At 63.5% G+C, this 12,156-nt stretch carries 13 protein-coding genes; 5 read left to right on the plus strand and 8 right to left on the minus strand.

Going from position 1 to position 12,156, the window contains the following annotated elements; genetic code table 11:
- Position 1: 1 nt before the first annotated feature.
- Positions 2 to 1,537 carry an MFS transporter gene (locus tag RPF88_RS30785; protein ID WP_337123820.1) on the minus strand — a complete coding sequence of 512 codons (1,536 nt, stop codon included), beginning with the start codon at positions 1,535 to 1,537 and terminating at the stop codon, positions 2 to 4.
- Positions 1,538 to 1,682: 145 nt separating this feature from the next.
- On the opposite strand from RPF88_RS30785, the gene RPF88_RS30790 reads away from it, so the two are divergent.
- Positions 1,683 to 2,567 (plus strand): LysR family transcriptional regulator, encoded by an 885-nt coding sequence (locus RPF88_RS30790; RefSeq protein ID WP_337123821.1) that lies wholly within the window; start codon positions 1,683 to 1,685, stop codon positions 2,565 to 2,567.
- Positions 2,568 to 2,692: 125 nt separating this feature from the next.
- Complete coding sequence (locus RPF88_RS30795; protein WP_224621501.1) at positions 2,693 to 3,772, plus strand: siderophore-interacting protein; 1,080 nt, start codon at positions 2,693 to 2,695, stop codon at positions 3,770 to 3,772.
- 7 nt (positions 3,773 to 3,779) lie between these two features.
- On the opposite strand, the gene RPF88_RS30800 is transcribed toward RPF88_RS30795, so the two are convergent.
- The 5 genes from RPF88_RS30800 to RPF88_RS30820 all read right to left on the minus strand — a co-directional run bounded on the left by RPF88_RS30800 (position 3,780) and on the right by RPF88_RS30820 (position 6,961).
- Complete coding sequence (locus RPF88_RS30800) at positions 3,780 to 4,883, minus strand: AbrB family transcriptional regulator (RefSeq protein WP_337123822.1); 1,104 nt, start codon at positions 4,881 to 4,883, stop codon at positions 3,780 to 3,782.
- A gap of 43 nt (positions 4,884 to 4,926) precedes the next feature.
- Positions 4,927 to 5,220 carry a type II toxin-antitoxin system Phd/YefM family antitoxin gene (locus RPF88_RS30805; RefSeq protein ID WP_224675202.1) on the minus strand — a complete coding sequence of 98 codons (294 nt, stop codon included), beginning with the start codon at positions 5,218 to 5,220 and terminating at the stop codon, positions 4,927 to 4,929.
- 28 nt (positions 5,221 to 5,248) lie between these two features.
- Positions 5,249 to 5,557 carry a putative quinol monooxygenase gene (locus tag RPF88_RS30810; RefSeq protein ID WP_013529933.1) on the minus strand — a complete coding sequence of 103 codons (309 nt, stop codon included), beginning with the start codon at positions 5,555 to 5,557 and terminating at the stop codon, positions 5,249 to 5,251.
- A 62-nt stretch (positions 5,558 to 5,619) separates the two neighbouring features.
- Positions 5,620 to 6,399, minus strand: coding sequence for an SDR family NAD(P)-dependent oxidoreductase (locus RPF88_RS30815; protein WP_013529934.1), 780 nt, complete (start codon positions 6,397 to 6,399; stop codon positions 5,620 to 5,622).
- 124 nt (positions 6,400 to 6,523) lie between these two features.
- Positions 6,524 to 6,961 carry a DsrE family protein gene (locus tag RPF88_RS30820; protein WP_064994484.1) on the minus strand — a complete coding sequence of 146 codons (438 nt, stop codon included), beginning with the start codon at positions 6,959 to 6,961 and terminating at the stop codon, positions 6,524 to 6,526.
- 102 nt (positions 6,962 to 7,063) lie between these two features.
- Between RPF88_RS30820 and RPF88_RS30825 the strand changes: the two genes are divergently transcribed.
- The 3 genes from RPF88_RS30825 to RPF88_RS30835 all read left to right on the plus strand — a co-directional run bounded on the left by RPF88_RS30825 (position 7,064) and on the right by RPF88_RS30835 (position 8,877).
- Positions 7,064 to 8,182, plus strand: a complete 1,119-nt coding sequence (locus RPF88_RS30825; RefSeq protein ID WP_275952411.1) for a hypothetical protein — start codon at positions 7,064 to 7,066, stop codon at positions 8,180 to 8,182.
- Between the two features lie 66 nt (positions 8,183 to 8,248).
- On the plus strand, positions 8,249 to 8,494 hold the full coding sequence (locus RPF88_RS30830; protein WP_023760667.1) for an antitoxin: 246 nt from the start codon (positions 8,249 to 8,251) through the stop codon (positions 8,492 to 8,494).
- Entirely contained in the window at positions 8,491 to 8,877 is a 387-nt protein-coding gene (locus RPF88_RS30835) for a type II toxin-antitoxin system VapC family toxin (RefSeq protein ID WP_127366666.1), read from the plus strand. The genes RPF88_RS30830 and RPF88_RS30835 overlap by 4 nt, the downstream gene beginning before the upstream one ends.
- Before the next feature lie 6 nt (positions 8,878 to 8,883).
- Here the strand turns inward: RPF88_RS30835 and RPF88_RS30840 are convergent, their stop codons facing one another.
- Positions 8,884 to 9,831 (minus strand): cation diffusion facilitator family transporter, encoded by a 948-nt coding sequence (locus RPF88_RS30840; protein ID WP_337123823.1) that lies wholly within the window; start codon positions 9,829 to 9,831, stop codon positions 8,884 to 8,886.
- 5 nt (positions 9,832 to 9,836) lie between these two features.
- Positions 9,837 to 12,026: an anthranilate synthase gene (locus RPF88_RS30845; RefSeq protein WP_024504524.1), complete on the minus strand. Its 2,190-nt coding sequence runs from the start codon at positions 12,024 to 12,026 to the stop codon at positions 9,837 to 9,839.
- Between the last annotated feature and the right edge of the window lie 130 nt (positions 12,027 to 12,156).

Below are 12,156 nucleotides of genomic sequence, written 5' to 3' on the forward strand. Positions count from 1 at the left end.
GCTACCCTTCCTGGCATGCCGGCAGGGCGGCGGTTTCGCGCTCCGAAGCCGATACGCGACGCAGGCCAAGGAAGACGACAAGGGCGGTGACGACGGTGATCGCCGCCAACACGATCAGCAGCCTGTCGAACGCCGTCTCGTAGACCTGGACCAGAACAATGGCTCCGGCTTGGGGCAAATGTTGTGCTGCTTCGCCGAGATTGCCGGTCACCAGCAACTGGGCTGCCGCCGCTGCGTCCGTCGAAGATGCCATTCCTTGTGCGGCGAGCTGCGCGGCGGCAAAGCCGGAAAGCGTCGCCATGACGATCGCCAGCGCCACACCCTCGCAGGCGACGCGGGTGGTGTTGAAGATGCCGACCGCCATGCCGGCGCGCTCCCTTGGCACGACGCTGACCGCAAGCCCGTCCATCAATCCCCAGGGCAGAGCGATGCCGACGCCGATCAGCATCAGCGGCGCCATCAGCGCACTATCGACCGGTGGTGTCAGGCTCAGCCAGACAAGCCCGGCGGCAGCGACGAGCAGGCCGACGCCGCAGATGGTGGCCGGTGCGATCCAGCGCGCCAGCTGGCCGGCGAGCATCGGCAGGATCAGCAGCGGACCTGAGAGGCAGATCATCAATTGCCCGGCCTTGATCTCGTTCATCCCTTCGATGCCGATGAAACGGATCGGCAACAGGACGAGCAGGACGACGAAGGCGTAAGCGGGTGCCGCAGCCAGGAACTGGACGCCGACGAAGCGGGGGTAGGCAAACAGCGTGAGATCGAGCATCGGCCGTTGTGCTTGCCGCTCGACAACGACGAAGGCGACAAAACAGATGATAGAAGCGGCCAGAAGCGTGACGACGAGGGGATCAGCCCAGCCGCTCTGCGGCGCCTGGAGCACGCCATAGGTCAGCGACGCCAGCGCGATCGTGAAGGTGCCGGCTCCCGCCCAGTCGAGGTCCGTCGCATCCGGGTCGCGCGATTCCCTGATGGTGCGCAGGCCGAGCATGGCGGCGGCAATCGCGAGTGCCGCAACCAGAAGAAAGATCGACCGCCAGCCGAATGCGGAGATGAGCAGGCCCGACGCGATCGGGCCGAAGGCGAGGCCGATGCCGAAACTGGTGCCGAGGAAGCTGAAGGCGCGCAGCCGCAATGGCCCTTCGAATTCCTGGGCGAGTGCCGAGGCGCCGCCAGCGAAGGCGGCCGCACTGCCGATCCCCTGCACGGCCCGGAAGATGTCGAACCAGATGATGTCCGGCGCCAGCATCGCGCCCAGTGATGCCAGGATATAGAGGGAGAGGCCGACGAGGAAGAGGCGCTTGCGGCCGTGGTTGTCGGCCAGGGCGCCCGACGCCATCAGGGTGGCGCCGAAGGTCAGCATGAAGGCGTTGGTCACCCAGTTGAGCTCGATGGGACTGCCGCCGAGATCGGCGGCGATGCGCGACAGAGCGACGGCCGGACCGGTGAAGGTCAATGGCATCGTCATCGCGGCAAGGCACACGGACAAGAGCACGAGCCATCTCTCGGCAGAGCCGGTTGTGGTCCTGGAAGTCATGGATTTTCCTATCTGAAACAGCACTCGCCGGTGGGCCGCGATTGCGGAGCCGGTCGTGATGACAAGATAGGTCGTCGGCATTTCAGGAAGAATAGTGTTATATCTCCTGGTATATCGGACTGAAACGCTCGAATGGAATGACACGATGGATCGTCTCAACGGGCTCCTGGCCTTTGCCCGCACCGCCGAATTCGGCAGTTTCGTCGCTGCCGGACGGGCGCTTGGCATCTCGGCTTCCGCTGTCGGCAAAAGTGTCGCCCGGCTCGAGCAGGAACTCGGCGTGCGGCTCCTGCAGCGCAGCACGCGGCGCATTGGCCTGACGGAAGAGGGCAAGCTGTTCAACGAGCGGGTGCGCCGCATCCTCGACGACATCGACGATGCCGAGGCGATGCTGTCGCGGACACGGGAAACACCGCGTGGGCGGCTGCGCATATCCACCCCGATCGTCACCTATCATCTGTTGCTGCCGGTGCTGTCGGAGTTCATGGCCCGCTATCCCGAGATCGAGCTCGATATCGATTTCAACGACCGGATCGTCGACGTCATCGACGAGGGCATCGATGTCGCGATCCGCAGCGGCGAGCTGCCTGATTCGCGCCTCGTGTCGAGACCCGTTGCGCCCTTCCGCATGCTGCTGTGCGCGGCGCCCTCCTACCTCGAGCGCCATGGCACACCCGGCGAGCCGGCGGATATCATCAGGCATTTCGGCATAAACTTCCGCTTCCTCAACAGCGGCAGGCTGCTGGAGTGGCCGTTCATAACCGGAAGCGCTGAACCGCAGATCCGGTCGATGCTGACCTGCAACAACATGGAAGCATTGAAGGGCGCCACGATCGCCGGCCTCGGCATCGCCTGCATGCCGGATTTCCTGGTGCGTGAGGCGCTGCACGAAGACAGGCTGCGTACCGTTCTCGACGGTCATGTCGACGGCCGTGGCCAGTTCCGGATGCTGTGGCCTTCCAACCGCCATTTGTCGCCGAAGGTGCGCGTGTTCGTCGATTTCCTTCCCGATCGCCTTGCGGCGCGCTAGGCGTTCATCGCATAATATGACTGTGATAGTCATGTTTGTGTGGAAGCGCTTGAGCGGCTGTGGCATGCCGCTGACCGCGGTGGCGCTGCGGCGCTTGCCCCGAACTGTTGCAAAGGACTTGAATGATGGACCAATTGAGCGCGCAAACCCGGATCAGCGACGCGGCGATCAGGTCGGTGATGGACCGGCTGCGCGCCGAGCACAGCGAATTCGAGATCGACACCGGCGTCGCCGACCAATGGGAGCTTCGCCTCTATTATGGTTCGTTGAGCGCCACGCTCGATGATGAAAGCGTACTGATCCGCGTCGCGGCGTCCGACGAAACCTGCCTGTCCTACATGAAGATGACGGTTGCCGGCCATGTCGCCGAACATCTCGGCACGACCAGGGGCATCCATTGGCAAGGCGACGGCATTGACGCCGGCATGCCGGTCTTCTTCCGCGAGATCACGGTGATGTCGTCGACGCGGATCTCGGCGCATATGCAGCGTCTGCGCTTCGCCGGTAAGGATCTCGGCCGGTTTAGCCATGGCGGCCTGCACATACGGCTGCTGCTGCCGCCGGCTGGCCGCCAGCCGCTCTGGCCGTCGATGGGTGCCGATGGCTTGATTGTCTGGCCTTCGGGCGACGATGCGCTTGCCGTGCGGGTCTACACGATCCGGGCGCTGGATGCCGCAAGCGGCTGGCTCGATGTCGATTTCGTGCTGCACCCCGGCCAGGAGACGCCCGCCGCCAGCTTCGCGCAAAATGCACGGGCGGGAGATGTCATCGGCATGATCGGACCCGGTGGCGGCGACGCTCCGGTGGCGCAGACCTTGCTTCTGCTCGGCGACGACACAGCACTTCCCGCCATAGGCAGGATTCTGGAAGATCTGCCGCCGTCAACACGCGCTGAGGCGCTGATCGAGATCGATGGGCCGGACGACCGGATGGCGCTGGCGCAAGGGGATAATATCGACATCACCTGGCTTTACCGGCACGGCCGCGAGGCCGGCACCGCGGGCCTGTTGTCGACCGCCTTGCGTGAGCGCAATCAGATGGCGCTTGCCGACGGCCTATACGTCTGGGCCAGTTGCGAATTCGGTGATTTCCGGGAGATCCGCAAGATCGTGCGTAAACAGTGGGGCCTGCCGCGCGACCGCCACCTGGTTACGGCCTACTGGCGCCGGGACGCGCACAGCATGGGCGAGGGCGGCGAGGACTAGTCGCTGCCTATTGCCTGACGCTTCTCGCCACCAGCCGCGCCATGCTCGGGCCGATCAGCAGCACGATCAGGAAGCGTGCTGATTGCAGGGCCATGACGAAAGAGATGTCGACGTTCTGCGCTGCTGCAGCGATGATGGCGATGCTGTCCATGCCGCCGGGGCTGGTCGCCAGATAGGCGGTCAGCGGATCGATGCCCAGGAGATGGCTGATCATGAAGGCAAGGCCGCCGCAAAAGGCGATCAAGGCCACGATCGAGGCGATGATCTGCGGCAAGGCGCGCGCCGCATGGCGCAGGATCGCCCTTGTGAAGTTCAGGCCGATCGACCAGCCGACCATGGCGTAGCTGACGGCCAGCAGCCATTGCGGCAATTGCATTTCCACGCCCAAGCCGAGATGGACGACGGTGCCGAAGATGAAGGTGCCGAGGAAGAAGGGCGAGGGCAGTCGGCACAACTTTCCCGCCAGGCCGCCTACGACCGCGATGCCGATGGTGGCGGCGAAGGCTTGGGCATCGATCGGCGGAAACCAGACGATGGCGGGGATTTCGACCTTAGACGTGTCGACCCACATCTTGGCAACGAGTGCCGCCGTCATCGAGACGAAGATGACGCGCAGATATTGCATGAAAGCGACGAGCCGCTGATCGGCGCCGAAGGCACCCGCCATCAGCACCATGGCGGTGGCCGCACCCGGCGACGAGCCCCAGACGGCGGTGGTGCCGGGGAGGATGCGCCAACGGCTGATCAGCCAGCCGAGCAGGCTGGAGGCTGTGACGGTGGCCACCACGACGCCAAGAAACAGCGGCCATTCCTTGTAGAAGACCGGAAAGATGTCGGCCGAGATCGACGCCGCGACGAGGCAGCCGACGATCGCCTGGGCGGCGCCGAACAGAAGACGCGGCACGCGCACCGTGGCGCCATTGGTGCCGGCGACGATGGCGGCCAGCATCGGCCCGATCAGCAGCGCCGCCGGCAGGGCGGCGAGTTCCAGCGCGCCGGCAAACAGCAAGGAAACAACCAGCAGGGCAAGCCACTGCCAGAGCTTGCGCATCCGCGCCATGCGCTCGAGTGTGGGCAGGTCCGGGGAGGGCTGCTCGGCCGAGGAATCCATGTTTCGCTCTTAGACCCGCAGGGCGAAAAATGCGAACCGCGATTCACAGAAAAATGATTGTTTCACCCGCCCAGGTGTCGAGTAACAGGTCTCGCAAGCCGGCGTTGAACCGTTGCTCGATCTCATTGCGACCCATGCGGTCGAAATCGTCGGGGACGGAAAACTGGCCGGCCATAAAACCGACCCGTCGCGCCTGCAGCGTCGGCTGTTCGATCGGCACGATTCTGGCCAACGGCTTGCCGGCTTTGGCAATAACAAACGACTCGCCTTGGGCTGCACGTCTCACAAGGCGCGACAGATGAGCTTTCGCATCGCGAATGTTTACTGTCTGCGTCAAAGATTGCTCCTCAAAATTGGCATCGAACTCACCCCGTCTTGCTGTCGGCTAGGCCGAAGCCGCCGACGGGGTGGGTCTCGACCTGGAATTCGAAGCCGGCGATGAACGGCCGCGCCTTGGCGATCGCCGCCTGGACTTCGGGAAGCTGCAGCGAGGCCTTGTGGCTTTCGGCGTCGGTCCACACTTCGGTGACCCAGATCGCGTCGGCGTCCGCGGGATCGCGCGCGATGATATAGCTCAGGCAGCCCGGCAGGGCGCCGGTGCTGGCGCGCAGGAGGTCCATGACCGCGTCGCGCTGGCCGCGCGACGCCCGCATCTTGCCGATCAGTCCGTACATTCCGTTGTCTCCCTTTGAGGTTTCGACAAGAGCGTGCAGATCGCCAGTATGCCGATAGCCGTTCAAGGCATCAACTGGCCGCCATTCACCTCGATCACCTGGCCGGTGATGTAGCCGCTGAGAAGGTCGGAAGAGAGGAACAGATAGGCGCCGACGCAATCCTGCGCCGTGCCGGCGCGTCCCTGCGGAATGGTGGCGACCATGCCCTTGATCTGCTCGTCGGTCGAATAGCGCTCGTGGAACGGGGTGAGAATGGTGCCGGGCGCCACTGCGTTGACGCGGATGCCGAAGCCGATCAGCTCCTTGGCCATGCCACGCGTCACATTGGAGACGAAAGCCTTGGCCGAGCCGTAAAGCCCGGCGCCGCCGCCCGCACCATTGCGCGCGGCGATCGAGGAGGTGTTGACGATGAAGCCGCCCTGTTTCTTCAGCCACGGGATCGCCTTGCGCGAAGCAGTCAGCACCGAACGGGCGTTGAGGTCCATCACCGCATCGTAATGCGCCTCGGTCTGCTCGGCATAGGGGATGCGGCCGAGCATGCCGCCGGCATTGTTGACCAGCCCGTCGAGGCGGCCGAAATATTGCGCACTGTCCTCGACGACGCGCTCGACATCGGCGGCAACGGAGAAATCGCCCTGGACGAGAAACACCTCGCCGCCCTTGTCGGCAATCGTCAGGCCGAGCTTCTCGGCGGCGTCGCGGCTCGAGTTATAATGCAGCGCCACCTTGCATTTCTGCGCTGCATAGGCCAGCGCGAGCGCCGCCCCGATGCCGGTCGATGCACCGGTAACCAGCACTGCCTTGCCGGCAAGATCGGGTATGCTGAGTGTGGTGGCTGGCACGGTTCTTCCTCCGGGATGTCTGCCTGCCCTTCGTAGGCCCTTGCCACCCCGGTGTTCAAGCCTTGGAGCAATTCAAGGAAAAGTGTGAGCGCTTTCCCCGGGGGATTTGCGTCAAACAAACCGCCTACGGACGCAGATAGGCGTAACCCTGGCCTTGCAGTTCGGCGAGTTTGACGACGCCGCCCTTGTCGGCGGCATGAAATCCGGCGAGCAGGTCGGGGAGTGTAATGTCCATGCCGTGCATGGTGTTGGCGCAGGCGTGGGGTTCCAATCCCTGCTGCACCAGGCCGGCGAAGCGCCCGGAAATCGCGGCCGATATGCCTTTCGACTTGAAGGCCGCGAGCGCGGGACCATGCACGACCAGCACGATGTCGACCTTGCCGCCGGTGCCTTCATAATGGTTCTTGATGTTGCCGAGCACGAAATTGACCTTGTCGGTGTCGCTCAAGTGGTAGGCGACTTTTTGCCTTGTGGGCTCGGTGGCGGCTGCCTGTGCTGCCCGCAGTCCGAGAAGCGTTCCGGTTCCGGCAAGAACCGCGCGGAACATATCGCGCCGGCGCATGGCATCCTCCTCCGCTTGGCGGCTGACCGCGAATTGCGTGACTCCAGCCGCAATACTAGCATAAATTGCCGTTGCGTCCTTTCGATGCGGAGGAGAGGTCACATGGCGTTGAAGGAATGGGCGTTTGGGTTGGGGGAATGGAAGACGGTTGCCGGCGCCGGGTTTTGCGCCGTGCTGCTCGGCGCGCTTGCCGGATCGGCCTCCGCCGACGATGCGCTGAAGCTTACCGAACTCAGTCCGAACGGCGCTGATGCCTGTTTCGGCCGCGTCTATGATGCGGCGCATCTCAAGGCGCACCCGAAGCAGAAGGTGGCGCGGATCTTCTTCTACTACGGCCATGATCCGGTCAGCCGGCCGAACGAGGAACCGACCGGGAATTCCGACACGTCCTACAATGCCTTCATCGCCACCACCGTCCGCGGCGCCAAGTCGCCTGAATGGGCCGGCGGCTGGTGCAATCATGCTTCCGAGGACGGCAAGACGGGCCCGGTCCATTGCGGCATGGAATGCGACCGGACGCTTGCGTCGCTGAAGGTCGATGACAAGGGTCGGCTGTTCCTCTCGGATCTGCAGCCCGACATCTATCTCGATGCCGGATCAGAAGAGGAGCTTGGCGCAGCGGAATATGACAGGCGGGCGCTCGGCTCGGAGGATGACAATTTCCGCCTCGACCCGATGCCGGCAGCGACCTGCCAGGCGGAGTTCGCGCGCATCGACCCAGTCGCCGCTGCGCTCGGAGCTCCGCTACGCGAGCGGCTGAAGCCGGACCAGGCGTTCTGCTATGGGCGCGACTACGATGCAGCGCATCTCGGCTCGCACCCCGATCAACTCACCCAGTCGATCCGGGTTTTCCGCGGCAAGGTAGAACTGGCGTCCTTCGCCTCGGGCGGTGACACTGCCAATTGGCCAGACGGCGCCGACATTGCCGTTACCGTCACCACACGGCAGAAATCGGCTAAGGTGACGCAGACCTATTCCTGCCAGGGCGAAGCCGACCAGTGGCGCTGCGCGGCCAGCACGAAGATGAGCGATTTCTCCTGCGACATCGCGCAGAAGGAGATTTTCCTCAAGCGTGGCGCCAACGGCACGATGATGCTGGCCAACCCAAACAGCGCGCTTGCAATCGTCGACCTGTGTTCGAAGGCGGACGCCGGAAAGACGAAATCCGACGACAAGGTCTATCGGCTGAAGCCAATGCCGCAATCGGCCTGCTCGCCCTGAGCTCGGACTTGTCTACGTCGCCATGAAGGGATATATCTTTGCTATATCTCATTTGAGGATAGCGTGATGGACAAGGCGAAAGTGTTCTGGTCGGGCCGGTCACAAGCTGTGCGTCTGCCCAAGGAGTTCCGTTTCGAAACAGATGAGGTTTCGATCCGCCGTCACGGGCAAACCGTCATTCTGGAACCGCTTGCGCAGGACTGGGCGTGGCTAGACCAAGTGATCGGACCGCTTGATAACGATTTCGCCGAGGCGGCGCTCGAACGTCAAGACGGGCAGGATCGACCTGCCTTGGATGACGTTTTCAAGTGATCTACCTGCTCGACACCAATGCCGTCATCGCGGTCATCAAGGGCGACGCGGGTCTGTTGGCGCTGCTAAAACGGCACAGGCCGCAGGACTTTGCCCTCTCTGCGATCGTCGCGCACGAACTGCACTATGGTGCTGAAAAGAGCCAGCGAAGGGCTGAAAATTTGGCGCGCATCGAAGCTCTGCTGTTCCCGGTGCTCGAATTCGACCGAGAAGACGCAAGACATGCTGGGGAGATTCGGGCAACGCTTGCGACGTTAGGAACTCCGATCGGTCCCTACGATGCGTTGATCGGAGGGCAAGCGCGCGCTCGGAACCTTGCGCTGATGACCCGTAATGTCCGGGAATTCGAGCGGATCAAAGATCTCTCAATCGAGACCTGGTGAACCGCCTCATGCGAACGGCACGGCCGTGGTGCCCTTGGGCAGCTTGGCCTCGTCGTCGGGCTCGACATGGATGGTGACGCGCACCGAGGGGATTTCGGCCTTCAGCGCATCCTCGATGCGGTCGCAGATGACATGGCTGGCGCCGACCGACATGTGTGCGTCGACGACCAGATGAAACTCGATGAAGGTGGCGCGGCCGGCGATGCGCGTCTTGAGGTCGTGCACTTCAAGTGCGCCCTTGCAGTTGGCCGAGATGACGTCGCGGATGCGCATGTGCTCCTGGGTGTCGACGGCGCGGTCCATCAGGCCGTTCATCGACGAGCCTATGACATGCCAGCCCTGCCACAGGATGTTCAAAGCCACGAGGACGGCAAGTGCGGGGTCAAGGATCTGCCAACCGGTCAGGATCGCCCCGACCAGGCCGCCGAAGACCCCGATCGAGGTCACCACGTCGGTCATGATGTGGTTGCCGTCGGCGACCAGTGCCGGTGATTTCTCCGCCCTGCCGGCGCGGATCAGCGTCCAGGCCCAGAAGGCGTTGATAATCGTGGCAACGCCGTTGACCGCAAGACCTTCCCAAGGCTGTTCCAAGGGTGACGGAGTCTGCCAGGAGCGCCAGACCTCGTTGAGGATCAATAGCGCGGCAAGCACGATCAACACGCCTTCCAGCACTGCCGAGAAATACTCGGCCTTGTGATGGCCGAAGGGATGATCCTGGTCGGCCGGCTTGTGGCTGATCTGGATCGCCCAGAAGGCGGCGACCGAGGCGATGACGTTGACGATCGATTCCAGTGCGTCCGAATAGAGTGCGACTGAGCCGGTGACGTACCAGGCGGCAGCTTTCAGCGCGAGCACGACAAAGGCGACGATGATCGACCAGAAGGCGAGGTTCGCGACCTTGCGCTTCGCGGCCGCCTTGGCCGCGATCGCCATCGTGTTCCCGGCTTCGGCCATGATCGTCAGGCGGCCTTTTCCTTGGCCTTGCGCGGCAGGTGGGCGACGATGTTCTCGATGATGCGCATGCCGGCATTGTGCCCGAGCGTCATGATCGATTCCGGGTGGAATTGCACTGCGGCGATCGGCTCCTTGCGGTGCTCGAAGGCCATGATGACGCCGTCCTCGGTCTCGGCCGTGACGATGAAATCGTCGGGCAGCCGCACCGGATCGGCAAAGATCGAGTGGTAGCGGCCGACGGTGACTTCCTTGGGCAGGCCCGAGAAGATGATGCCGGGCTTGGAGACGCGGATGCGCGACGGCTTGCCGTGCATCGGTATGTGCAGCTGCCGCAGTTCGCCGCCATAGGCCTCGGCCAATGCCTGCAGGCCAAGGCAGACGCCGAAGATCGGCAGTTCGCGGGCGCGCGCCTTCTTGATGGTTGCGGCGCAATCGAAGTCCTTCGGCGTGCCGGGGCCGGGCGACAGCACGACGAGGTCGGGTTTCAGCCGGTCGAAGACTTCCTCAGGCACCGGCGAGCGAACGGTCGAGACGTTGGCGCCGGTCTGGCGAAAATAATTGGCCAGCGTGTGGACGAAACTGTCCTCGTGGTCGACCAGCAGGATGTTGACGCCGTCGCCGACGCGCGCGGTGGTGCGCTCGGTGCTGGCGGAATTGCCTGTCTTGGCGTCGCGGATGGCGGAGAGCATGGCGGATGCCTTCAGTTCGGTTTCGGCTTCTTCTTCCTCGGGAATGCTGTCGAACAGCAATGTGGCGCCGGCGCGCACTTCGGCAATGCCGTCCTTGATACGGATGGTGCGGAGCGTCAGGCCGGTGTTCATGTCGCCGTTGAAATTGACCATGCCGATCGCGCCGCCATACCAGGCGCGCGGGCTCTTCTCGTTCTGCTCGATAAAGCGCATGGCCCATAGCTTCGGCGCGCCGGTGACGGTGACCGCCCAGGCATGCGACAGGAAGGCATCGAAGGCATCCATGCCTTCGCGCAGCCTGCCTTCGATGTGGTCGACCGTATGGATCAGGCGCGAATACATCTCGATCTGGCGCCGGCCGATGACGCGCACCGAACCCGGCTCGCAGACCCGCGACTTGTCGTTGCGGTCGACGTCCGAGCACATGGTCAGCTCGGATTCGTCTTTCTTCGAGTTGAGCAGTTTCAGGATCTGCTCTGAGTCGGAAATTGCGTCGTCGCCGCGCTTGATGGTGCCCGAGATCGGGCAGGTCTCGACGCGGCGGCCGTTGACGCGCACGAACATTTCGGGCGAGGCGCCGATCAGATATTCACCTTCGCCCAGATTGATGAAGAAGGAATAGGGCGACGGATTGATGGCCTTCAGCTTGCGCGAAATCTCGGACGGCTGCGTCTCGCAGCGCTCGTAGAACATCTGGCCCGGCACGACCTCGAACAGGTCGCCGCGCTTGAACGAATCCATCGCCTTGCGCACCAGGTCGGCATACTCGCCGGGTTCATGGTCGCCGCGCGGCGGGATGCGGTCGGGGCTCTTGAACGGCTCGGAGATTTCGTCGCGCGGCAGCCCTTCGGTCGAAAAACCCTCGCCGGCATAGTCGTAGCGGTCGGTCCATGCCTTGGCCGAATAATGGTCGACGACCAGGATCTCGTCAGGCAGGAACAGCACCAGGTCGCGCTGGCTTGGCTTGCGTTCGAGCTTGTAGTCGACCGGGTCGAACTGGAAGGCGAGGTCGTAGCCGAAAGCGCCGTAGAGACCAAGATTGGCGTCTTCCTCGGTCTTGAACAGAGCGGTGATGGCGCGCAGTACGGTGAACACCGAAGGAACACGGCTGCGCTCTTCTTCCGTGAAGACACGGCCGGGCTTGGCGACGTCGAGACGGATGAGCCTTTTCGATGTCTCGGCGATGGTGATATCGGCCAGGCTATCCAGCGCCTTGCCGATGACCGGCAACAACACCTCGCCACGGCCGTTGAGCGCCTCGATACGCATGGCGCGGCCGCGCGCGGAGACAACCAGAGGCGGGTCGATGATGGCGGTGTCCCAGCGCGTGTAGCGGCCGGGATATTCATAGTTGGAGGAAAACACCGCGCCGCGGCGCGAATTCAGGCCGTCGACGTAAGCGTCGATCGCGCCCGCATACGGCCGGTCGTGGCGCGCGCGGGTGATGGTGATGCCACCCGCGGTCACGAAACTTTCCGCGCCGTTTTCCAGAACCTTCATCGTCATTGCCGTCTCCATCAGCTTCTTGGGGCAACGGACCCGGGAATGGCTTGGAAAAAACAAATGGCCGCCCGGACTTTCCGTTGCGGCCACCCTCTCTATTCACGCGCACGTGTTCGAACAGGCCGCTGTCAGC

Source organism: Mesorhizobium sp. ISC11 (genome assembly GCF_037162595.1).
Classification (GTDB): Bacteria; Pseudomonadota; Alphaproteobacteria; order Rhizobiales; family Rhizobiaceae; genus Mesorhizobium; species Mesorhizobium ciceri.

What these genes read in the sequence shown, in the direction of transcription:
- RPF88_RS30785 (WP_337123820.1), bottom strand. Translation starts at nt 1,537, where the DNA reads ATGACTTCCAGGACCACAACCGGCTCTGCCGAGAGATGGCTCGTGCTC.
- RPF88_RS30790 (WP_337123821.1), top strand. Translation starts at nt 1,683, where the DNA reads ATGGATCGTCTCAACGGGCTCCTGGCCTTTGCCCGCACCGCCGAATTC.
- RPF88_RS30795 (WP_224621501.1), top strand. Translation starts at nt 2,693, where the DNA reads ATGGACCAATTGAGCGCGCAAACCCGGATCAGCGACGCGGCGATCAGG.
- RPF88_RS30800 (WP_337123822.1), bottom strand. Translation starts at nt 4,883, where the DNA reads ATGGATTCCTCGGCCGAGCAGCCCTCCCCGGACCTGCCCACACTCGAG.
- RPF88_RS30810 (WP_013529933.1), bottom strand. Translation starts at nt 5,557, where the DNA reads ATGTACGGACTGATCGGCAAGATGCGGGCGTCGCGCGGCCAGCGCGAC.
- RPF88_RS30820 (WP_064994484.1), bottom strand. Translation starts at nt 6,961, where the DNA reads ATGCGCCGGCGCGATATGTTCCGCGCGGTTCTTGCCGGAACCGGAACG.
- RPF88_RS30825 (WP_275952411.1), top strand. Translation starts at nt 7,064, where the DNA reads ATGGCGTTGAAGGAATGGGCGTTTGGGTTGGGGGAATGGAAGACGGTT.
- RPF88_RS30830 (WP_023760667.1), top strand. Translation starts at nt 8,249, where the DNA reads ATGGACAAGGCGAAAGTGTTCTGGTCGGGCCGGTCACAAGCTGTGCGT.
- RPF88_RS30840 (WP_337123823.1), bottom strand. Translation starts at nt 9,831, where the DNA reads ATGGCCGAAGCCGGGAACACGATGGCGATCGCGGCCAAGGCGGCCGCG.
- RPF88_RS30845 (WP_024504524.1), bottom strand. Translation starts at nt 12,026, where the DNA reads ATGACGATGAAGGTTCTGGAAAACGGCGCGGAAAGTTTCGTGACCGCG.